Below are 19,970 nucleotides of genomic sequence, written 5' to 3'. Positions count from 1 at the left end.
CCATGAAATCCTCGACTGTCTTCAGCAAGTGCGCCAGGAAGACCGGCTTTGCCGGGACGTCGACGACCCGCTACCGCTTGCTGGACGCCGCGCTGCTTGTCGTGAATCACCAGCGCGCCAGCGAAAGCCGGGGCTTCTATGTGAATGCTGGACTCTACTTTCCGGAGCTGCTCGCGTATCCCCTCGCGCCTGACGATCTTGAAACGGCTTTCCGGTACCGCTCCAGCATCCCCACGCCCCATGTCGACTGGCGCATCGAAGAAACGCCGGGCCTGCGCCGGACCTTCATCCAGCAGGATCTTGATGACCTGCTGGAGGCCGGTAACCGCGACGCGTTGAAGGCCCTGCTGCTCGATGCCCTGGCCGACGTGGCGGGTTTCGCGGCAGCCCATGGGAACAGGGAATCGGTGCGGCGATTGAACCGGGACGGGAGCTTCCGGGCAATCATCCGCAGAGAAGTCTGAACCCCGAGAGCGTGCGAACCAAGGTTCGCACCCACAGGGCGAAGGTTCGCACCCACAGGGCGAAGGCCCGCACCACCGGCTGAAGGTTCGCACCCACCGGCCGGCCGCCGTCGAGCATGGCTCGACGCTACTTCTTGGTCGGCCCGCAGCTGTCGCAACCGCCACAGGCACCACCACCGCCCGTTGCCGGCGGCGCGATCTTCCGCCCCAGCGCCTGCAGCCAGGCGGCGCGGCCCGGCTTCAACAGGGCCAACGCCAACGCACCGCGCAGCGTGCGCACGGTGCCCGGGAACTGCTTCTTCAGCACCACCCAGGCACTGACCAGCACAGCCACCGCGATGATCAGGTACTGGATCAGCAGGCCGGTATCCATCAGCCGCCTCCCAGCGCCCTGGTCACCTGGTAGGTGATCAGTGCGGCCACATAAGCCGCTGCGAACAGGTAGAACGCGGCAAAGCCCATCTGCTTCCACGAATTGGTCTCGCGCTTGATGGTGGCCAGCGTCGAGATGCACATCGGGGCGTAGATGTACCAGACCAGCAGCGACAGCGCGGTCGCCAGCGACCAGCCATCGCTGATCAGCGGGGTCAGCGCCTGGCTGGCGGCATCGTCATCGGCGGCCGACAGCGCATACACGGTGGCCAGCGACGACACCGCCACCTCGCGCGCGGCCAGGCCCGGGATCAGCGCGATGCAGATCTGCCAGTTGAAGCCCAGCGGCGCGAAGAACACCGCCATCGCATGGCCGATCTGGCCGGCGTAGCTGTAGTCGATGGCTGGCATCGTGGCGTCGGCCGGTGCCGCCGGGAACGACAGCAGCACCCACAGCAGGATGGTCAGCGCCAGGATGATGCCGCCGACGCGCTTGAGGAAGATCATGCCGCGCTCGTACAGCCCCACCGCCAGGTCGCGCACATGCGGCAGGCGGTACGACGGCAGCTCCAGCATCAGCGGGTGCTCGCTCTTGTCGCGACGCCACTTCTTCATGATCCACGACATCGCCAGCGCGCTGAGAATGCCCGCCGCATACAAGCCGAACAGCACCAGGCCCTGCTGGTTGAACACGCCCCACACCGTCTTCTGCGGAATGAACGCACCGATCAGCAGCGCGTACACCGGCAGGCGCGCCGAGCAGGTCATCAGCGGCGCCACCAGGATCGTGGCCAGGCGGTCACGCGGGTCCTGGATGCTGCGCGTGGACATGATGCCCGGCACCGCGCAGGCGAAGCTGGACAGCAGCGGGATGAACGAGCGGCCGGACAGGCCGGCGGCCGCCATCATGCGGTCGAGCAGGAACGCCGCACGCGGCAGGTAGCCGGACTCCTCCAGCACCAGGATGAAGAAGAACAGGATCAGGATCTGCGGCAGGAACACCACCACGCCGCCGACGCCTGCGATGATGCCGTCGGTCAGCAGGCTGGCCAGCGGGCCTTCCGGCAGCACGCTGCCAACAAAGGTGCCGAGCCAGGCGAAGCCAGCCTCGATGCCGTCCATCAGCGGCGTCGCCCAGGCGTACACCGCCTGGAAGATCAGGAACATCACCACCGCCAGGCTGACCAGGCCGAACACCGGGTGCAGCAGCCAGCGGTCCAGCGCGTCGTCGATCTTCGCGGTCCGTGCCGGCATGCGCACGGCGACCGACAGGATCCCGCGCACCTTGGCGTGGTAATCGATGCCACCTTCCGGGCCCGGCACCGGCGCATCCAGGTGCGGCACCATGGCGTCCAGGCGCTCGACCAGGGCCTTGGCGCCCTGCTTGCGCACCGCCACGGTCTCCACCACCGGCACGCCCAGCTCGCGTTCCAGCGCGGCCACATCCACCTGGATGCCGCGGCGCTGGGCCGCGTCGACCATGTTCAGGGCCACCACCATCGGCTTGCCCAGCTCGCGCAGTTCCAGCGCGAAGCGCAGGTGCAGGCGCAGGTTGGTGGCGTCGATCACGCACAGCAGCACGTCCGGCGCGGCCTCGCCCGGGTAGAAGCCCCGGCACAGGTCACGGGTGATCGCCTCGTCCAGGCTGGCCGGATGCAGGCTGTAGGCGCCCGGCAGGTCAAGCACGGCGAATTCACGGCCGGACGGCGCGCGCAGGCGGCCCTCCTTGCGCTCGACGGTGACGCCGGTGTAGTTGGCGACCTTCTGCCGGCTGCCGGTCAGCTGGTTGAACAGCGCGGTCTTGCCGCTGTTGGGGTTACCGACCAGCGCGATGCGCAGGGGGGCAGTGGCGGCGATTGCGGTCATGCACGTCGTTCCTGGCTGGCGGCGTCGACCACGACCCGCTTGGCTTCACTGATCCGCAGCGCGAACCGGGTGAACCCGACCTGCACCAGCAGCGGCTCGCCGCCCACCGGGCCCTTGGCCACCAGGCGCACTTCCTCGCCGTTCACGAAACCCAGCTCGCGCAGGCGCCGGGCAATGGCATCGTTGGCATGCAGGTCCTGCACGGACTCGACCACGGCCGAGGTGTGCAGCGGCAGTTCGGACAGCGTCATCTAGCGTGTTCTCTGCTGGATGTAAATGGTTCTCGATTCTAACATTCCCGCGTCGCGTCATGGCCCATGACCAATGGCCCGCTATGATCCATACAGGTATGGAGTGACCCTGGAATCCCATGAACGATGCTTTGCAGATCGAGCGCCGTGGCGCCGTCCTCACCTTCTGGCTGAACCGGCCGGAGCTGCACAACGCCTTTGACGCCAGCCTGATCGCCCGGCTGACCGCCGCGCTGGAAGCCGCCGGCCGCGATGATTCGGTCCGGGCCGTGGTGGTCGCCGGCCACGGCGCCTCCTTCTCGGCCGGTGCCGACATGCAGTGGATGCGCGGCATGGCGGCGGCCAGCGAGGCCGACAACCGCGAGGACTCGCTGGCACTGGCACGGCTGATGCGCACCCTGGACGAGCTGCCCAAGCCGACCCTGGCCCGGGTCCACGGCGCGGCCTTCGGTGGCGGCGTCGGCCTGGTTGCCTGCTGCGACATTGCCATCGCCAGCACCTCGGCCCGCTTCGGCCTGACCGAAAGCCGCCTTGGCTTGCTGCCGGCGGTGATCTCGCCTTACGTGATCGAGGCCATCGGCCCGCGCCAGGCGCGGCGCTGGTTCGCCACCGGCGAGCACTTCGACGCCGATACCGCACTGCGCATCGGCCTGGTCCACCAGCTGGTCGAGCCCGAGCGCCTGGACGAAGCGCTGGAGCGCCAGCTGGCCCTGCTCGACAAGGCCGGCCCGATCGCCTCGTCCACCGCCAAGCAGCTGGTCCGGCAGGTCCGCGACAGCGATGACCGCGATGCGCTGGATCGGGATAATGCCGCCCTGATCGCGCGCCTGCGGGTGTCCGCCGAGGGCCAGGAAGGCCTGGGTGCCTTCCTCGACAAGCGCGCCCCCCATTGGGTCACGGAAGCCTGAACATGCTCGATCATCTTGGTTTGACCAGCGCCGACCTGGCGCGCAGCAAGACCTTCTTCCTGCAGGCGCTGGCGCCGCTGCAGATCGGCGTGGTGATGGAAGTGAGCGCCGAACAGACCGGCGACCACGACCACATCGGCTTCGGCAGCGACGGCAAGCCGTTCTTCTGGCTCGGCAATGGCGGCACCGCCAGCCACGGCGTGCACGTGGCCTTCGCCTGCGCCAGCCGCGCGCAGGTGGACGCCTTCCACGCCGCCGCCCTCGCCGCCGGTGGCCGCGACAACGGCGCGCCGGGCCTGCGCCCGTGGTACCACCCGGATTACTACGCCGCCTTCGTGCTCGACCCGGACGGCAACAACATCGAAGCGGTCTGCCATCGCCCCGTCGGCGAGGTGGCTGCATGAGCGACTACGTCCGCATCGTCGAGGTCGGCCCGCGTGACGGCCTGCAGAACGAAAAGCAGTCGGTGTCCACCGCCGACAAGATCGAACTGATCAACCGCCTGTCGGCCACCGGCCTGCGCAGCATCGAGGCGACCAGTTTCGTCAGCCCGAAGTGGATTCCGCAGCTGGCCGATGCCGCCGAGGTCTACGCCGGCATCCAGCGCCGGCCGGGCATCCACTACCCGGTGCTGGTGCCGAACGAACAGGGCTACGACCGCGCCCGCGCGGTGGGCGTGGAGGAAGTGGCGGTGTTCACCGCTGCGTCCGAGGCCTTCAACCGCACCAACACCAATGCCGGCATCGACGAATCGCTGGCCCGGTTCGAGCCGATACTGCGCCGCGCCGCCGCCGATGGCGTGCGCGTGCGCGGCTACGTCTCCACCGTGCTCGGCTGCCCCTACCAGGGCGAGGTGCCGCTGGCCGACGTGGTGCGGGTGGCGCGCGCGCTGCACCAGATGGGCTGTTACGAAATCTCGCTGGGCGACACCATCGGCGTCGGCACCCCACGCAAGGCACGGGCGATGCTGCAGGCGGTCGCTGCCGAGATCCCGATGGACGCCTTGGCCGTGCACTTCCACGACACCTACGGCCAGGCCATCGCCAACATCGCCACCTGCCTGGAAGCAGGCGTGCGCGTGGTCGACAGCGCAGTCTCGGGGGCCGGTGGCTGCCCGTACGCGAAGGGGGCCAGCGGCAACGTCGCCAGCGAGGACGTGGTCTACCTGCTGCAGGGCCTGGGCCTGGACAGCGGCGTGGACCTGCCGGCACTGGCAGAGACCGGCCGCTGGCTGGCTGGCCTGCTCGGCCGCGCCACCGCCAGCCGCACCGGGCAGGCGCTGGCAGCGACCGGCTGAGCACCCCGCTGCGCCGCTCCTGCCGGGGCGGCGCAGTGCACAACGGCGGCGGTCGCCGCTTCCGTTAGAATCGGCGGTTCTCGAACCTGCAGGACCGTGCAATGCAGCTGTCTTCCGTACGTGCCGTGATCACTGGCGGCGTCTCCGGCCTCGGCCTGGCCGTGGCCCAGCACCTCGTCGCCCAGGGCGGCAAGGTGGCTCTGTTCGACCTCAACGACGACAAGGGTGCAGCTGCCGTTGCCGGGCTGGGTGCCGACAAGGCCCGCTATTTCAATGTCAATGTCAGCGATGAGGCGGCCGTGGCTGCAGCCATCGACCAGGCCCACGATTTCCTCGGCGGCCTGAACGTGGCGATGAACTGCGCCGGCATCCTCGGCGCCGGTCGCGTGCTCGGCAAGGAAGGCCCGATGCCGCTGGCCGGCTTCCAGGGCACGGTGATGGTCAACCTGGTCGGCAGCTTCAACGTCGCCAAGGCCGCGGCCAACCGCATGCAGCACAACGACGCCGGCGAAGACGGCGAGCGCGGCGTGATCATCAACACCGCCAGCATCGCTGCCTATGAAGGACAGATCGGCCAGGCCGCGTATGCCGCCAGCAAGGGCGGCGTGGTGTCGATGACGCTGCCGATGGCGCGCGAACTGTCGCGCTTCGGCATCCGCGTCAATACGATTGCTCCTGGCGTGTTCTGGACGCCGATGGTCGATGGCATGCCCGAAGCCGTGCAGCAGTCGCTGGCCGCCTCGATCCCGTTCCCGTCGCGCCTGGGCAAGCCGGAAGACTTCGCCAGCCTGGTCGGCTTCATCCTCGGCAACACCTACCTCAACGGCGAGACCATCCGCCTGGACGGCGCTACCCGCCTCGCTCCGAAGTGATTCCCCCCGGGCGCCGGGACGGCGCCCTCCCCCAACGACCTAGATCACCATGAAAGCCAACGACATCAAGAAGGGCAACGTCGTCGAGTACAACAACGGCGTGTACCAGATCCGCGACATCGAGCGCAGCTCGCCGCAGGGTCGCGGCGGCAACGTCCGCTTCCGCTTCATCATGTACAGCGTGCCGGGCGGCAACAAGCTCGACGCCAGCTTCGATGCCGACGACAACCTGGTCGAGGTCGAACTGCTGCGCCGCCAGTCCACCTATTCGTACAAGGATGGCGATGCCTTCGTGTTCCTCGATGACGAGGACTACACGCCCTACACCCTGGACGCGGACGTGATCGGCGACGACGCCGGCTACATCACCGACGGCCTGACCGGCATCTACGTGCAGGTGATCGACGAGCAGCCGGTGGCGATCCAGCTGCCGGCCTCGGTGGTGCTGGAAGTGATCGAGACCCCGCCGGAACTGAAGGGCGGCACTGCCACCAAGCGCCCGAAGCCGGCCAAACTCAACACCGGCATCGAGATCATGGTGCCGGAATACATCGTCAACGGCGAACGCGTGCTGGTGAACACCGCCACCGGCGAATTCGCCGGCCGCGCCGACTAAGCGCCTTGCGCTGATCGGCTGCCTGTCCCTGCTTGCGGCGTGCTCGCCGCAGGCAGCGGACGGATCATCGGTGGCAGCGGTTGTGTAGAGCCGAGCCCACGCTCGGCTGCTGTGGGCTGGACAGCTACTGCAGCCGCGCGTGGGCTCGGCTCTACAGGTAACTTACGGCTGTTTCGCACCGAAGTTGCCGCAGCCATGGTACTGGCGGGTACCGACAGTCAGCATCGCCTTGGCCTCGAATGTCTCGCCGCTCATGTCATCCTGGCAGGTGGTGCGCTGGAAGCTGAGCTTGACGTCGGTGCCGTCGGACGCCTTGCCGCTCCATCCATCAGCGCCCTGGGTGGGTTTGGCCACGTCGAAGCGGCGCTCGCCATAGTCAACTTCCACCTGCAGGCCCGGCATATCGCCATCGACGACTGCAAGCCATCCAGGTTCATTGCCGGTGGCACGGAACGCGGCATTGCCGGCGCTGCCATCGCCTTCGGTAGCTTCCACCGCATGGCACTCGCGATCCGGTTCGCCCTTCAGGCTCAGCAGGCCATCATTGCTGCCCCTGGTCCAGAAGCTGTTGCCAAGGCCATCGCTGTACTTGGCGCCGGATGCCGCGCGCTCGGAGGTCATGGCGAAGCTACGCTCGCCGATCACCAGCGTGGCAGCATCCTCGCCATTGAATGTCGCGCCCACACTCAGATCACCACACTGGTAGGCGGTCTCGCTGCCACCTTCCGTGTTGGCGCTCGGCTGCGGCGTGGCAGGCGGGGCGTCATTGCCGCCCGCAGCGGGTGCCTGGGCCGGCTGGCACGCGGCCAGCACCAACCCGAGCGAGGCTGCCAACAGACTGGGAACTACACGCATGGCTCGACTCCTTGTCGACACTACAGAGACCTTCGACCCTACCACCTGCCGGTGAGCGCGGCCTGAAAGCGGCCTGACCGTACTCACGCGGCCAGTACCGCCATCGACAACAGCTGCGCACCGCTGCCGGCGGAACTGCAGGTCCAGACCCGCAGCAGGCGCAGCTTCACTTCACGCTCCCGGCCCTGCCGCGACACGGACAACCGCACGTCGCTGGACAGCAACGCCAGGCGGCCACACAGCAGCGTCTCCACCGCGTGCAGCTGCAGGCTTCGCACCTGCAGGCTGCCGGCCAGCCAATCGCCCAGCCATGGCAGATCGAGCATGCGGCCGCCGTGGCCTTCCATCATGAACAAGGCCGGCGATACCAGCGCGTTCAACGCATCGTGGTCATTTTCCAGCAGCGCAGCGCACAGGCGCTGCTCTAGCGCCATCAACTGCTGCTCATGCAGATCTTCAACGATGTTCCGTTCCATCCACGGTTCCTCCCGGCATCGGCCGGCGCCTGCGCAGGCGCTGCGCGATCCACTGCCGCGCGCCCTGCACCACTACATAGAAGACCGGCACGAAGAACACCGCCAGCACGGTCGCACTGACCATGCCGCCGAACACACCGGTTCCGATCGCCTGCTGGGTTTCCTTCGACGCACCCTGCGCCAGCGTCAGCGGCACCACGCCCAGCGCGAACGCCAGCGAGGTCATCACGATCGGGCGCAGGCGCAGACGGGCCGCCTCCAGTACCGCCTCGACCAGGCCACGCCCCTGCTGCTGCAGCTGCCGCGCGAACTCGACAATGAGGATCGCGTTCTTCGCCGACAGCCCGATCACAGTGATCATGCCGACCTTGAAGAACACGTCGTTGGGCATGCCGCGCAACAATACGGCGGCGACCGCGCCGAGCAGGCCCAACGGCACCACCAGCATCACCGCCAGCGGAATCGACCAGCTCTCGTACAGCGCCGCCAGTACCAGGAACACCACCAGCATCGACAACAGCAGCAGCCACGGCGCCTGCGCCCCCGACTCACGCTCCTGCAGCGACTGGCTGGTCCACTGCAGGGCAAAACCGGACGGCAGCTTCCCGGCCAACCGCTCCATCTCCGCCATGGCCTGGCCGGTCGACACGCCGGAGGCCGGTGCGCCGGACAGATTCAACGCCGGGAAGCCGAGGTAGCGCTGCAGCTGCAGCGGCGCCTCGGTCCAGTTCGGGGTCACCAGTTCCGACAACGCCACCATGCCGCCCTCGCTGTTGCGCACGTACAGTTTCAGCACGTCCTCCAGTTCCATGCGATGCGGCGCGTCGGCCTGCAGGATCACCTGCTGCAACCGGCCCTTGTTGGGGAAATCATTGACGTACTGCGAGCCCATCGCCGCTGACAGCGTGCTGCTGATGTGCTCGAAGCCCACGCCCATCGCCTCGGCCTTGGCGCGATCAATGTCCAGCCGCACGCTGGTACCTGCCGGCAGGCCATCGGCATGCACCTCCGACAGCAGCGGACTGGCGTCGGCCAGCTTCAGCAGCTGCTGCAGGGCCGCGCGCAGCTCGGCCTGGCTCTGCCCGGTACGCGCCTGCAGGGCCAGCGAGAACCCGGAGGAACGGCCCAGGCTGTCGATCGCCGGCGGCATCACGCTCATCACCTCGCCCTCGGCAACCGTGGCCATCGCCTGCTGCGCGGCCTCCACCTCGCCGGCCGCGGTGGCGCCAGCACGCTCGCCCCAGTCCTTCAGCATGGTGTAGGTCAGCGCCGCGCTCGGGCCGGAACCGGAGAAGCTGTAACCGAGGATCGACTGGTTGGAGCCGATGCCCGGGCGGGAGGCCACGTGCCGTTCGTAGGCTTCCACCACCGCCAGCGTGCGTTCGGCGGTGGCTTCGGCCGGCAGCTGGATCGAGGTCATGAAATAGCCCTGGTCCTCTTCCGGCAGGAACGCGCCCGGCAGCCAGTGCAGGCCCAGCAGCAGCGCCGCCACCAGCGCGGCGAACACGCCCATCACCCGGCCGCTTCGCTGCAGCACGGAGGCCACGCCACGCTGGTAGCGCCCGGTCAACGCCTCGAAGCCACGATTGAAGGCGCCGAACAGCCCGCCACGACCATGATGGCCGTGGGTGTTCGGGCGCAGCAGGGTCGCGCACAGCGCCGGTGTCAGGCTCAGTGCCAGCAGCGCCGAGAACAGGATCGACACCGCCATCGCCACGGTGAACTGGCGGTAGATCGCGCCCACCGAGCCGCTGGCCAAGGCCATCGGAATGAACACCGCGGTCAGCACCAGGGTGATGCCGATCACCGCGCCGGTCAGCTCGCGCATCGCCTTGATGGTCGCCTCGCGCGGCGGCAGGCCCTCCTCGGCCATGATCCGCTCCACGCCCTCGACCACCACGATCGCGTCGTCGACGATGATGCCGATCGCCAGCACCATGCCGAACATGGTCAGCACGTTGATCGAGAAGCCCAGTGCCAGCATCACCGCGAAGGTACCGAGCAGCGCGATCGGTGCAACCAGCGCCGGAATCAGCGTGTAGCGCCAGTTCTGCAGGAACAGGTACATCACCGCGAACACCAGCAGCATCGCCTCCAGCAGCGTCTGCACCACCTTCTGGATCGAGATCTTGACGAACGGCGCGGTGTCGAACGGGATGCTCGCCTCCACGCCGCGCGGCAACAGCGGCGCCAGCTCGGCCATGCGCTCACGGACCGCCGACGCCGTGCGCACCGCATTCGCGCCCGGCCGCAGCTGCACCCCGGCGGCGGTGGCCGGATGGCCGTCCTCGCGGGTGCCCCAGGCATAGCTCTGCGCGCCCAGTTCGACGCGGGCGACATCACCCAGCACCACCCGTGAACCGTCGGCCCCGGCGCGCAGTACGATCGCCGCGAACTGTTCCGGCGTGGACAACTGGCCGTCGGCGCTGAGCGGCACGGTGATGCGCTGGCCCGGAACACCCGGCGAATCACCGATGCGCCCCGGCGAGATCTCCAGGTTCTGCTGCTCGATGGCAGTGGCCACATCGCCCATGGTCAGGCCGTAGCCGGTCAACCGGGTCGGGTCCAGCCACACGCGCATCGCCTGCTCGGCACCGAACAACTGCACGCGACCGACGCCATCGATGCGGCGCAGCTCTTCGATGATGTTGCGCGCCATGAAATCGCCCAGCGCGGCCTCGCTGACGCTGGCATCCGGCGAACGCAGGCCGACCAGCATCAGGAAGCCGGATTCGGCGGCCTCCACGAACAGGCCGTTCTGCCGCACGCTGCGCGGCAGGCGCGGCTCGATCGCCTTGATCCGGTTCTGCACGTCCACCTGCGCCAGTTCCGGATTGGTGCCGGGCTTGAAGGTGGCGGTGATCGAGGCTTCGCCGGAGGTGTCCACCGACGATTCGAAGTACAGCAGATGCTTGACGCTGGACAGCTCGCGCTCGATCAGGCCGACCACCGCATCGTTCAACGTCTGCGGGCTCGCACCCGGGTAGCTGGCATAGATGCTGACGCTGGGCGGCGCGACCGCCGGATAGCGCTCCACGGCCAGGCGCGGAATCGCCAGCGCGCCGGCCAGGATGATGAAGATCGCCAGCACCCAGGCGAACACCGGGCGATCAATGAAGAAACGTGCCATGTTGGATTTTCCTGGAGGGGCTGTCCCGGGAAAGGCTCAGCCCTTGCTGCCGGCCTGCACCGCACCGGCGCTGGCGACCGGCTTCTGCCAGTCGCGCGCATCGACCACCACGCCTTCCTGCAGGCGCTCCTGGCCCTCGACCACCACTTTCTCGCCGGCCTTCAGGCCCGCGCGCACCAGCCACTGGCGATCGACGCTGCCGTCCACCTCCAGCGTGCGGATCACCGCCCTACCGTCGGCGCCTATCACCCAGGCATAGGCCTGGCCACCGGCGCTGCGCAGCACGGCCTGCTGTGGCACGGTCAACGCGCTGGCCGGGGCACCCCGCGGCACCCTCGCGCGCACATACATGCCGGGCAGCAGCTGCCGCCGCGGGTTGTCCACCAGGATGCGCAGGATCACATCACCCGTCCGTGCATCGACATTGATACCGGAGAACAGCAGCTGGCCACGCTCGGGCAGCGGCTTGCCGGCGGCACCGATGATGGTCACCGGCAGCTTGTCGCCGCCGGCCGCACTGCGCTGCAGCGACTCCAGCTGCGCCGCCGGCTGGCGCACATCCACGTAGACCTGGTCGATCTGCTGTACCACGGCCATCGGCTCGGCATCGGCCACGCCGACCAGCGCACCTTCGGTCACCAATGCCTGATCGATACGACCAGCAATCGGTGCGCTGACCGTGGCATAGCGCAGGTCGAGCTGGCGACGGGACAGGATCGCGCGCGCTTCATTCACTGCCGCGCGTGCCTGCTCGTACTCGGCGCTGGCGTCGTCCCGATGCTGCTGGCTGACCGCCTGCGCGGCAGCCAGGGCGTGCAGGCGCTGCGACTGCACGCGACTGCGGCCCAACGCCGCCTCACTGCGCTGCAGTGCGGCCAGCGCCGAATCGACGTCGGCCCGGAACGCTGCCGGGTCAATCTGGAACAAGGCCTGGCCGGCACTGACTTCCGCCCCCTGGTCGAACAGGCGCCGCTGCACGATGCCGCCCACCTGTGCGCGGATCTGCGCGGTGCGCACCGCCGCGACGCGGCCTGGCAGTTCGTCGTCACGTTGCACCACCTGCGGGCCGACGCTGATCACGCTGACGCGCGGCGCCGCCTCGGGGGTGGCTTCGGGAGTGGAGCAGGCCGTCATGGCCAAGGCGAGGGCCGCGATCAACGCGACCGGAGTCCTGAAGGTTCTCATTGCTGTGCACAATGCCGCGCAGGCGGCGGATAGGTTCTGAAGCGCGCAGTCTGCGTGGCGATGATGGGGTTTCGATGGAGGAACTGTGGAGATACGATGGAGGCAAGCACCTTACGGCCCCGCCCCTGCATGCATGCCTCCCCTGCCCTCGCCGCCCTCGTCCTGATCGTCGAGGATGAGGCCGAGATCGCTGACATTCTCTGCGCCTACCTGGAACGCGAAGGACTGCGCACGCTGCGCGCCGCCGATGGCCACAGCGCACTGGACCTGCACCGCAGCGCCCGGCCCGACCTGGTCCTGCTCGATGTGCAGCTGCCGCGCCTGGACGGCTGGAGCGTGCTGACCCAGCTGCGCCAGCGCGGCGAGACGCCGGTAATCATGCTGACCGCACTGGACCAGGACCTGGACAAGCTGACCGCGCTGCGGATGGGCGCTGATGACTACGTGGTCAAGCCCTTCAACCCGGCCGAGGTGGCCGCGCGCGTGCGCGCCGTACTGCGGCGCACGCTGCGCGCCGCGCGCGTGGACGCACCCACCGCGTTGCGCGTCGGCCCGCTGCTGATCGACTCGGCCACCCACGCGGTGCACGTGGAGGGCGAAGGCTACAGCCACGAAGTGCTGCTCACCCTCACCGAGTTCAAGCTGCTGCACTGCATGGCGCTGGCGCCGACGCGCATCTTCAGCCGCAGCGAGCTGATGCACGAATGCCTGCCGGAAAGCGAAGCACTGGAGCGCACCGTCGACAGCCATGTCAGCAAGCTGCGCCGCAAGCTGGATGAAGTGGGCATGGTCAACGTCCCAGCCAGCGTGCGTGGCGTCGGCTACCGGCTGATGGCCGATCGCTGATGCCCTCCCTGCGCCGCTCCGGGCTGAGCCGCCACATCATCGTTTCGATGTCGCTGATGGTGATCGGCGTCATCGTGATGATGATCCTGTCATCGTGGCTGCTGTACGCGGTGCTGGTCGAGTTCTTCCCCGGCAGTGCCGAGGAGCCGGAAAGCTGGCTGCCGACCGGCCCGGAACTGGCATGGATGGTGGGCGTGATCCTGACCGGGCTGGCGCTGGCCATCGCCGCCTCGTTCCGCCTCGCCCACCGCATCCTGTCGCCGCTGAATTCGCTGGTGGACAGCGTGCGTGCGCTCGCGGGCGGCGACCTGGGTGCACGCGCCAGCGTCGAGGAAAATTCGCCGGGCGAAGTGGCGACCCTGGTCGAGGACTTCAATGCGATGGCGCGCCGCCTGCAGCACATGGAGAGCGAGCGCGCGATGTGGCACGCGGCCATCGCCCATGAGCTGCGCACGCCGGTGACGATCCTGCGTGGCCGCCTGCAGGGGCTGGCAGAGGGTGTGTTCCAGCCAGACGAGTCGCAGTTCCGCAGCCTGCTGGCCCAGGTCGAAGGGCTGTCACGGCTGATCGAGGACCTGCGCGTGCTGAGCCTGTCCGACAACGCGCGGCTGGACGTGCGTCGCGCGCGCACCGACGTGGTGGCCGAGGTGCATTCGGTGATGACCCTGGTCGATCCACAGTTCCGCGCCGCCGGCTTCGTGCTGGAGCTGGAAACCAGCCGCGAGGAACACAACGCGCACTGCGACCCGACCCGCCTGCGCCAGGCATTGCTGGCGCTGCTGGAGAACGCGCGGCGCTATGCCAGCCCGGGCAAGGTGCGGATTGCAGTGCATGACACGCCCGGCCACGTGCAGGTGGCGATCGAAGACGAGGGTCCGGGCATCGACCCGGAACTGCACGCGGATATCTTCACCCCGTTCATGCGTGGCGACGGTTCGCGTTCGCGACAGGGCGGCGGCAGCGGGCTCGGCCTGGCGGTGGTCAAGGCCATCGCCGACGCGCACGGTGGCCGCGTCTACTGCATCCCGGGCAGCGCCGGCGGCAGCCGCTTCGTCATCGAACTGCCGCGCCAGTAGCCGGGCGGGCTGCCTGCGTACGCAGGTGTGCACCGAGTGCGGCCAGATTGGCGTCGATCGCATCCATTTCCTCGCGCTGGCGGATCGGCAGCTGCTGGCGCAGCTGGCCACGCAATGCCTGCCACGCCGGGACCGCCTGCGCACTGGCAGTGGCCACGGCCGCGGACAGCAGCGCCTGCTCGTCGCCCAGCGGCAATCCATAGCCGTCATCCTGCAGCAGCGTCCCCGGGCGCAGCCACTGCCCGCTCTGCTCCAGCAACCCGCGCAGGCTGCGCGTTTCAGCGCTGTCCGGTGCGGCCAGCAGCTGCCGCTTGAGCACATCGCGTGCGCGCAGCTCGGCGCGCCGCTGCGCGGCCTGTTCCAGCAGCAACAGGCCGGCGCTGGCACGCAGGTCACCCTGCAGCAGCCACGGTGCGCGTTGCTGTGCAGGCAGCTTCAACCAGCCGCGCACATCACGAGCGGGCAAGGCCAGCTGGGCCGCGGCCACTGCGAACAACTGCTGGTAATGGTCGCGCGCCGAGGCGAAGTAGTAGCCCTGCGCCTGCGCTGCAGTGCGGTCCGCCAGTACCCTCTCGTCGAGCACGTCCAGCCGCACCAGTCGCCGCTTCAGGCCGCGCGGGCTCAGTTGGGCCAGGCCCGCCTCGCCAAGGCGCGGCACCCCGGCCTGCAGCAGCTTGGCGGTTTCCACCGCGCAGTTGTTGCTGACGAAGTAATAGCGCCCGTCATAGCTCCAGTGCACCTGCGCGGTGCGCTCGAGCAGGCTGGCGATTTCGCTGCGGCCCAGCTGCAGCGGCAGCGACTGCAGCCCGCGCAGCTCGACCTTGGTGTACTCGTCCACCACCTGCTGCAGGGGCAGCACGAACAGCCGCGACGGATAGCCGCCGGTCAGGCCACGCCAGTTGGATATCTGCACGTCGCCCACGAACGCGCGGAACGACAGCACGCGGTGGTACTCCAGGTCCAGGCGGCAGTCCGGCCCAGGTACGCGGCCCGGCTTGCAGACCACCAGCCGCAGCATGCTGTGGCCCCAGCGACTCATCGGCTGCGCACTGCCTTCGGCGAACAGGTAGTCCACCGCGTAGACGCGCGCCGGGTCGAGCTGCAGCAGCGATGCAGCGCCCTCCTCCGATTCGGCCTGCAGCAGGGGCAGCGTCGTGGCGCACCGCGGCCGTGGCAGCGACGGTGGTGTTCCGAAATGCGCCTGGTACCACTGCGCCAACGCGGGCCGCCGGCAGGCGAACTCGCCGTCGAGCACGAAATGCTCGGCATTCACGGCCAGGTACTCGGCCGGGTTCGTCAGTTCATAGACATCCGGGCTGCGATCACGGAAATCGTTGTCGCCCCGGCCGAGGTGCCAGGGCCTGCGCTGCCAGCCCGCAAGGTCACGCCATCGCACGCTCTGCGACCAGTTCGCACCGCCACGGTCGGCGACGTGGGTCAGTTCATGCACCAGCGCACTGCGGCGCGCACGGCGGTTGCCGGGCATGCCGTCATCCAGCAGGGTGCGGCGCAATGTGATGCGGCCGGCGAAAGCGCGCCCGTGCACCTCGGCGGGAAGGTCATCACTCCAGCGCACCTGCACCTGAGCCGGCAAAGCGCGCAGCAGGCCTTCCGGCAGCAGGGACTGCACGTCGGCCAGGGTCTGGCTGGCGAGCTGCTGCTGCGCCGGATCGAGACCGGAGGGATCGAGCTGCAGCCGATCAGCCGCATGGGCGGAAGGGCTGAGCAGCCATGCCAATGCGGCCATCCACCCGCACCGCCCGCTGTGCTTCCGTAGAGCCGAGCCATGCTCGGCTGCTGTTGCGATCCGGGTGCGCCGGGCATCCAGCCGGGCATGGCTCGGCTCTGCAGAAAGCGATGACGCCGAGGTCATGCAGCCCGCATCAACGCGCCAGCAGCGCGCGGGCCAGTTCCAGGTCGCTCTGTTGCTGTGCGGCAGCGCTCTGCTCACGCAGGTGGACCAGCGCGGCCTGCAGGCGGGCGCCACGGATCTGGCCGTCGCTGGCGACGAACGCAGCGGCATCGTCGCGCGCGGCCCGCACCACCTTGTCGTCGCCCGAGCTGCTGCCCGAGGAACCGGAGGAGGCACCGGTCGCCGAACCGGCCGAGGTGCCAGCGAAGCTGGAAGCGAAGCCGGCCATCGGCAGGGACAGCAGGGCGAGCAGCAGAAGCGGACGGGTCATCGGTTCGAAGCCGGTTGTGAAGGTGCGTGGAGCGTAACGGGTACGTGAAGGATTTGCCCGGCTCAGGCGTCGAACAGCTTGCCGGGATTCAGCCGCGCTTGGGGATCGAACGCGCGTTTGACCGCCTTCATGAGCGCGATCTCGGCGGGGCCGCGGGTGCTGTCCAGGTAGCCCTTCTTGACCAGTCCGATGCCGTGCTCGGCCGAGATGCTGCCATCGAAGCGGGCCAGCACCTGCGCCAGCAGCTTCGTCACGTGCTCGCACTGCGCCACGAAGTCGGCGTCGCTGGTGTCGTCCGGCTTGAGCACGTTGATGTGCAGGTTGCCATCGCCGATATGGCCGAACCAGACCACGTCGAAGTGCGGGTAGGCCTGCCCGATCAGTGCCTGGGTCTCGGCCAGGAACGCCGGCATCGCCGAGATCCGCACCGAGACGTCATTCTTGTAGGGCTTGTAGCGCGCCAGCGATTCGGTGATGCCTTCGCGCAGGCGCCACAGCTGGGCGGCCTGGGCATCGCTGGCACTGATCACACCGTCGCTGACCCAGCCGTTGCCCATGCAGTCCTCGAAGGCCGCCATCGCCGCGGCTTCCTGTGCCTCGTCGTTGGCCGCGAACTCGGTGACGACGTAGTACGGATGCACCTCGTCGAACGGTGCCTGCGCGCCATGCGCCAGCACGTGCTCCAGCGCCCGGTCGGTGAAGAATTCGAAGGCCTGCAGCTGCAGGCGCGCGCGGAACGCGGCGAACACCTGCATCAGCACCTCGAAGCTGGGTACTGCCAGCAGCATCACGTTGCTGGCCGGCGGCGGATCGGTGAGTTTCACTGTCGCCTCGACGATCACGCCCAACGTGCCTTCCGAACCGATCAGCAGCTGGCGGAAGTCATAGCCGCTGGAGTTCTTGATCAGGCCCTTGTTGAGTTCCAGCAGTTCGCCGCTGCCGGTAACCACCTTCAGCCCGGCGATCCACTCGCGGGTATTGCCATAGCGGATCACGCGGATGCCGCCGGCATTGGTGGCGATGTTGCCGCCGATCGTGCACGACCCGCGCGCAGCGAAGTCCACCGGGTAGATCAGGCCGTGGTCCAGCGCGGCGTTGTGCACGGCCTCCAGCGGCATGCCGGCCTGCACCACCAGGGTGCGATCGACCGCGTCGTAGGCCAGTGCCTTGTTCATCCGTTCCAGGCTGAGCACCAGCTCGCCGTTGGCGGCCACCGCGCCACCGGAAAGGCCGGTACGTCCGCCGGACGGCACCACGGCCACGCCCTCGCCCGCACTCCAGCGCATCACCGCCTGCACTTCCTCGACCGTGGCCGGCAGTGCGATCGCCAGCGGCGCCGGCGTCCAGCGCCGGGTCCAGTCACGCCCGTAATGCTCCAGGTCGGCCGGGTTGGTCTTCAGCTTCAGGCCGGGACAGGCCTGCTGCAGCGAGGCAATGCGGGAATCGGTCATGACGGTCCAGCGCGGTGCGTGAAGAACGGGCAAGCGTGCCAGCGGCACGCGCCAGCGTCCAGCCCCGCAGCCGTAAAGATAGCTACGGATGCAACCAATTGCGCACTGCACCATGGGCGTTCCGATCTGGCATAGTGGTCAGCCCCTGTCCCACTGGCCGTGTTGCCCCATGTCGCCGAAGAAGACCTCGTTCCCCAAGCAGGATATCCGCGTGCTGTTGCTGGAGGGGGTCAGCCAGACCGCCGTGGAGGTGTTCAGCGCCGCCGGCTACAGCCAGATCGAGGCGCACACCAAGGCACTGCCCGAGGACGAACTGAAGGCGCGCATCGCCGAGGCGCACATTGTCGGCATCCGTTCGCGCACCCAGCTCAGCGCCGAGGTGCTGGCCGAGGCCAAGCGCCTGATCGCGGTGGGCTGCTTCTGCATCGGCACCAACCAGGTCGACCTGGACGCGGCCGAGCTGGCCGGCATCCCGGTGTTCAATGCGCCCTACTCCAACACCCGCAGCGTGGCCGAGCTGGTGATCGCCGAGGCGATCATGCTGACCCGTGGCATTCCGCAGAAGAACGCCGAGTGCCATCGCGGCGGCTGGTCGAAATCGGCCAGCGGCAGCCATGAGGTGCGTGGCAAGACCCTGGGCATCATCGGCTATGGCCACATCGGCACCCAGGTCGGCGTGCTGGCCGAATCGCTGGGCATGCAGGTGATCTTCCACGACGTGGAAACCAAGCTGGCGCTGGGCAATGCGCGTGCCGCGGCGAGCCTGGACGACCTGCTGGCCCGCGCCGACATCGTCACCCTGCACGTGCCGGAGACCCCGGCCACGCAGTGGATGATCGGCAGCACCGAGCTGGCGAAGATGCGCAAGGGCGCGCACCTGATCAACGCCGCGCGCGGCACCGTGGTCGACATCGATGCGCTGGACGCTGCGCTGGCCAGCGGCCACGTCGGCGGTGCCGCGCTGGACGTGTTCCCGGTCGAACCGAAGGGCAATGGCGATATCTTCGAATCGCCGCTGACCCGCCACGACAACGTGATCCTGACCCCGCACGTGGGCGGCAGCACGCTGGAAGCGCAGGACAACATCGGCGTGGAGGTGGCGGCCAAGCTGGTGCGCTACAGCGACAACGGCAGCACCCTGTCGGCGGTCAATTTCCCGGAAGTGACCCTGCCCGAACACGAAGACAGCCTGCGCCTGCTGCACATCCACCAGAACGTGCCGGGCGTGCTGTCCAGGGTCAACGAGATCTTCTCGCGCCACAACGTCAACATCGACGGCCAGTTCCTGCGCACCGACCCGAAGGTGGGCTACGTGGTGATTGACATCACCGCCAGCGAGGCGCAGGCCGCCGCCGTCCGCGACGAACTGGCCGCGATTCCGGGCACGCTGCGGACGCGCATCCTGTACTAGGTAAAAAGGGGACGGAGGGGATTAAGTCGTTTATGCATTAACGACTTAATCCCCTCCGTCCCCTTTTTTCAACGCGCCAGCCAGCGGTGTGCCATGCGCTGCATGGATTCATCCGATTCCGGATCGGACGCGACCTCGGTCACCGGCCGCCAGGCCAGGTCGAGCGATTCCTCGCTGAGCACGAAGGCCTCGCCCCCCAGCGCCCGTATCACGAAACGCACGTCGTAATGCCAGTGCCCCGGCACGTCCTTGCGCTCCGGAATCCAGTGCTTGTCCAGATCGAAGATGGCCGGGTCTTCCAGTACCAGGCCGCTCAGGCCCGACTCCTCCTCGGCTTCCTTCAGCGCCACCCGGGCCAGGTCACGGTCGCCGTCGGCGTGGCCGCCCAGCTGCAGCCAGCGCTGCAGCTTGCGGTGGTGGGTGAGCAGCAGGCGCTGGCCATCGGCGCTGACCAGCCAGCAGCTGGCGGTGAAGTGGCCGGCCAGGCGCTCGCGGCGGAACGGATCTTCCGGATCATCCAGCAATGTGCCGAATTCGGCAGCCAGGGCGTCGTGGGCGGGTTCGCGGCGCGCGTAGTCCCGGAGCAGGCCGCGCAGGCGATCGTCAAGCGCGGCAAGGGTTTCGGCGGTCTGGCTCATGAATGGGGGCGGTTCGGAAAAATACTGCTCATTATCGCCGTTCATTGTTGCGATTGCGCTTGTGCGTTGGCTT

20 protein-coding genes are annotated in these 19,970 nt (G+C 68.3%); 9 read left to right on the top strand and 11 right to left on the bottom strand.

Features of this window, described 5'->3' with window-relative positions:
* Positions 1-2: 2 nt before the first annotated feature.
* On the top strand, positions 3-464 hold the full coding sequence (locus ACT6SE_RS09340; protein ID WP_046429962.1) for a DUF4304 domain-containing protein: 462 nt from the start codon (positions 3-5) through the stop codon (positions 462-464).
* Between the two features lie 127 nt (positions 465-591).
* Here ACT6SE_RS09340 and ACT6SE_RS09335 read toward each other — a convergent pair whose 3' ends face one another.
* From ACT6SE_RS09335 to ACT6SE_RS09325, 3 genes are read right to left on the bottom strand one after another with little or no spacing between them, the layout of a single operon-like run.
* Positions 592-837 carry a DUF6587 family protein gene (locus tag ACT6SE_RS09335; protein ID WP_032959473.1) on the bottom strand — a complete coding sequence of 82 codons (246 nt, stop codon included), beginning with the start codon at positions 835-837 and terminating at the stop codon, positions 592-594.
* Positions 837-2,702 (bottom strand): ferrous iron transporter B, encoded by a 1,866-nt coding sequence (gene feoB, locus ACT6SE_RS09330; RefSeq protein WP_032959475.1) that lies wholly within the window; start codon positions 2,700-2,702, stop codon positions 837-839. The genes ACT6SE_RS09335 and feoB overlap by 1 nt, the downstream gene beginning before the upstream one ends.
* Positions 2,699-2,953 carry a FeoA family protein gene (locus ACT6SE_RS09325; protein WP_005416370.1) on the bottom strand — a complete coding sequence of 85 codons (255 nt, stop codon included), beginning with the start codon at positions 2,951-2,953 and terminating at the stop codon, positions 2,699-2,701. The genes feoB and ACT6SE_RS09325 overlap by 4 nt, the downstream gene beginning before the upstream one ends.
* Before the next feature lie 119 nt (positions 2,954-3,072).
* On the opposite strand from ACT6SE_RS09325, the gene ACT6SE_RS09320 reads away from it, so the two are divergent.
* From ACT6SE_RS09320 to yeiP, 5 genes are all read left to right on the top strand, one after another.
* A complete protein-coding gene (locus ACT6SE_RS09320; RefSeq protein ID WP_046429963.1) occupies positions 3,073-3,861 on the top strand; it encodes an enoyl-CoA hydratase/isomerase family protein in 789 nt (262 codons plus the stop codon).
* Between the two features lie 2 nt (positions 3,862-3,863).
* Positions 3,864-4,265 carry a VOC family protein gene (locus tag ACT6SE_RS09315; RefSeq protein ID WP_032959476.1) on the top strand — a complete coding sequence of 134 codons (402 nt, stop codon included), beginning with the start codon at positions 3,864-3,866 and terminating at the stop codon, positions 4,263-4,265.
* Positions 4,262-5,158, top strand: coding sequence for a hydroxymethylglutaryl-CoA lyase (locus tag ACT6SE_RS09310; protein WP_046429964.1), 897 nt, complete (start codon positions 4,262-4,264; stop codon positions 5,156-5,158). Before ACT6SE_RS09315 ends, ACT6SE_RS09310 begins: the two co-directional genes overlap by 4 nt.
* A gap of 101 nt (positions 5,159-5,259) precedes the next feature.
* On the top strand, positions 5,260-6,030 hold the full coding sequence (locus ACT6SE_RS09305) for an SDR family oxidoreductase (RefSeq protein ID WP_014646983.1): 771 nt from the start codon (positions 5,260-5,262) through the stop codon (positions 6,028-6,030).
* Positions 6,031-6,079: 49 nt separating this feature from the next.
* Complete coding sequence (yeiP, locus tag ACT6SE_RS09300; RefSeq protein ID WP_005409468.1) at positions 6,080-6,646, top strand: elongation factor P-like protein YeiP; 567 nt, start codon at positions 6,080-6,082, stop codon at positions 6,644-6,646.
* 162 nt (positions 6,647-6,808) lie between these two features.
* On the opposite strand, the gene ACT6SE_RS09295 is transcribed toward yeiP, so the two are convergent.
* From ACT6SE_RS09295 to ACT6SE_RS09280, 4 genes are all read right to left on the bottom strand, one after another.
* Complete coding sequence (locus ACT6SE_RS09295; protein WP_046429965.1) at positions 6,809-7,501, bottom strand: COG3650 family protein; 693 nt, start codon at positions 7,499-7,501, stop codon at positions 6,809-6,811.
* Between the two features lie 83 nt (positions 7,502-7,584).
* Complete coding sequence (locus ACT6SE_RS09290) at positions 7,585-7,977, bottom strand: nuclear transport factor 2 family protein (RefSeq protein WP_046429967.1); 393 nt, start codon at positions 7,975-7,977, stop codon at positions 7,585-7,587.
* A complete protein-coding gene (locus tag ACT6SE_RS09285) occupies positions 7,958-11,107 on the bottom strand; it encodes a multidrug efflux RND transporter permease subunit (RefSeq protein ID WP_046429969.1) in 3,150 nt (1,049 codons plus the stop codon). The genes ACT6SE_RS09290 and ACT6SE_RS09285 overlap by 20 nt, the downstream gene beginning before the upstream one ends.
* 36 nt (positions 11,108-11,143) lie before the next feature.
* Positions 11,144-12,292, bottom strand: coding sequence for an efflux RND transporter periplasmic adaptor subunit (locus tag ACT6SE_RS09280; RefSeq protein WP_032959482.1), 1,149 nt, complete (start codon positions 12,290-12,292; stop codon positions 11,144-11,146).
* Between the two features lie 129 nt (positions 12,293-12,421).
* Here ACT6SE_RS09280 and ACT6SE_RS09275 point away from each other — a divergent pair, with 129 nt between their 5' ends.
* Both ACT6SE_RS09275 and ACT6SE_RS09270 read left to right on the top strand, forming a co-directional pair.
* On the top strand, positions 12,422-13,138 hold the full coding sequence (locus tag ACT6SE_RS09275) for a response regulator (RefSeq protein WP_014646978.1): 717 nt from the start codon (positions 12,422-12,424) through the stop codon (positions 13,136-13,138).
* Positions 13,138-14,214 (top strand): ATP-binding protein, encoded by a 1,077-nt coding sequence (locus tag ACT6SE_RS09270; protein ID WP_014646977.1) that lies wholly within the window; start codon positions 13,138-13,140, stop codon positions 14,212-14,214. Before ACT6SE_RS09275 ends, ACT6SE_RS09270 begins: the two co-directional genes overlap by 1 nt.
* Here the strand turns inward: ACT6SE_RS09270 and ACT6SE_RS09265 are convergent.
* The 3 genes from ACT6SE_RS09265 to ACT6SE_RS09255 form a co-directional block, all read right to left on the bottom strand.
* Positions 14,192-15,961, bottom strand: a complete 1,770-nt coding sequence (locus ACT6SE_RS09265; protein WP_046429973.1) for a DUF7844 domain-containing protein — start codon at positions 15,959-15,961, stop codon at positions 14,192-14,194. The genes ACT6SE_RS09270 and ACT6SE_RS09265 overlap by 23 nt on opposite strands.
* A 136-nt stretch (positions 15,962-16,097) precedes the next feature.
* Positions 16,098-16,397, bottom strand: a complete 300-nt coding sequence (locus ACT6SE_RS09260) for a DUF2388 domain-containing protein (RefSeq protein WP_046429976.1) — start codon at positions 16,395-16,397, stop codon at positions 16,098-16,100.
* A gap of 62 nt (positions 16,398-16,459) precedes the next feature.
* Positions 16,460-17,848 carry an FAD-binding oxidoreductase gene (locus tag ACT6SE_RS09255; protein WP_046429977.1) on the bottom strand — a complete coding sequence of 463 codons (1,389 nt, stop codon included), beginning with the start codon at positions 17,846-17,848 and terminating at the stop codon, positions 16,460-16,462.
* Positions 17,849-18,017: 169 nt separating this feature from the next.
* Between ACT6SE_RS09255 and serA the strand changes: the two genes are divergently transcribed.
* On the top strand, positions 18,018-19,259 hold the full coding sequence (gene serA / locus ACT6SE_RS09250; protein WP_005416356.1) for a phosphoglycerate dehydrogenase: 1,242 nt from the start codon (positions 18,018-18,020) through the stop codon (positions 19,257-19,259).
* 68 nt (positions 19,260-19,327) lie between these two features.
* On the opposite strand, the gene ACT6SE_RS09245 is transcribed toward serA, so the two are convergent.
* The gene (locus ACT6SE_RS09245) at positions 19,328-19,942 is read right to left on the bottom strand and encodes an NUDIX hydrolase (RefSeq protein ID WP_032957967.1); all 615 of its coding nucleotides are present in this window, start codon (positions 19,940-19,942) and stop codon (positions 19,328-19,330) included.
* Positions 19,943-19,970 lie beyond the last annotated feature (28 nt).

It is taken from the genome of Stenotrophomonas sp. LC732 (assembly GCF_052446685.1).
Taxonomy (GTDB): domain Bacteria; phylum Pseudomonadota; class Gammaproteobacteria; order Xanthomonadales; family Xanthomonadaceae; genus Stenotrophomonas; species Stenotrophomonas muris.
Note: the sequence above shows the minus strand (reverse complement) of the source record. Positions and strands in the feature narration are given on the sequence as shown.

Excerpts from the sequence above, each read along its gene's own strand:
- ACT6SE_RS09275 (WP_014646978.1), top strand. The coding sequence starts at position 12,422 with ATGCATGCCTCCCCTGCCCTCGCCGCCCTCGTCCTGATCGTCGAGGAT.
- ACT6SE_RS09260 (WP_046429976.1), bottom strand. The coding sequence starts at position 16,397 with ATGACCCGTCCGCTTCTGCTGCTCGCCCTGCTGTCCCTGCCGATGGCC.
- ACT6SE_RS09255 (WP_046429977.1), bottom strand. The coding sequence starts at position 17,848 with ATGACCGATTCCCGCATTGCCTCGCTGCAGCAGGCCTGTCCCGGCCTG.
- ACT6SE_RS09290 (WP_046429967.1), bottom strand. The coding sequence starts at position 7,977 with ATGGAACGGAACATCGTTGAAGATCTGCATGAGCAGCAGTTGATGGCG.
- ACT6SE_RS09315 (WP_032959476.1), top strand. The coding sequence starts at position 3,864 with ATGCTCGATCATCTTGGTTTGACCAGCGCCGACCTGGCGCGCAGCAAG.
- ACT6SE_RS09320 (WP_046429963.1), top strand. The coding sequence starts at position 3,073 with ATGAACGATGCTTTGCAGATCGAGCGCCGTGGCGCCGTCCTCACCTTC.
- feoB (WP_032959475.1), bottom strand. The coding sequence starts at position 2,702 with ATGACCGCAATCGCCGCCACTGCCCCCCTGCGCATCGCGCTGGTCGGT.
- ACT6SE_RS09335 (WP_032959473.1), bottom strand. The coding sequence starts at position 837 with ATGGATACCGGCCTGCTGATCCAGTACCTGATCATCGCGGTGGCTGTG.
- ACT6SE_RS09265 (WP_046429973.1), bottom strand. The coding sequence starts at position 15,961 with ATGGCCGCATTGGCATGGCTGCTCAGCCCTTCCGCCCATGCGGCTGAT.
- ACT6SE_RS09310 (WP_046429964.1), top strand. The coding sequence starts at position 4,262 with ATGAGCGACTACGTCCGCATCGTCGAGGTCGGCCCGCGTGACGGCCTG.
- yeiP (WP_005409468.1), top strand. The coding sequence starts at position 6,080 with ATGAAAGCCAACGACATCAAGAAGGGCAACGTCGTCGAGTACAACAAC.
- ACT6SE_RS09245 (WP_032957967.1), bottom strand. The coding sequence starts at position 19,942 with ATGAACGGCGATAATGAGCAGTATTTTTCCGAACCGCCCCCATTCATG.
- ACT6SE_RS09305 (WP_014646983.1), top strand. The coding sequence starts at position 5,260 with ATGCAGCTGTCTTCCGTACGTGCCGTGATCACTGGCGGCGTCTCCGGC.
- ACT6SE_RS09280 (WP_032959482.1), bottom strand. The coding sequence starts at position 12,292 with ATGAGAACCTTCAGGACTCCGGTCGCGTTGATCGCGGCCCTCGCCTTG.
- ACT6SE_RS09270 (WP_014646977.1), top strand. The coding sequence starts at position 13,138 with ATGCCCTCCCTGCGCCGCTCCGGGCTGAGCCGCCACATCATCGTTTCG.
- serA (WP_005416356.1), top strand. The coding sequence starts at position 18,018 with ATGTCGCCGAAGAAGACCTCGTTCCCCAAGCAGGATATCCGCGTGCTG.
- ACT6SE_RS09340 (WP_046429962.1), top strand. The coding sequence starts at position 3 with ATGAAATCCTCGACTGTCTTCAGCAAGTGCGCCAGGAAGACCGGCTTT.
- ACT6SE_RS09295 (WP_046429965.1), bottom strand. The coding sequence starts at position 7,501 with ATGCGTGTAGTTCCCAGTCTGTTGGCAGCCTCGCTCGGGTTGGTGCTG.
- ACT6SE_RS09285 (WP_046429969.1), bottom strand. The coding sequence starts at position 11,107 with ATGGCACGTTTCTTCATTGATCGCCCGGTGTTCGCCTGGGTGCTGGCG.
- ACT6SE_RS09325 (WP_005416370.1), bottom strand. The coding sequence starts at position 2,953 with ATGACGCTGTCCGAACTGCCGCTGCACACCTCGGCCGTGGTCGAGTCC.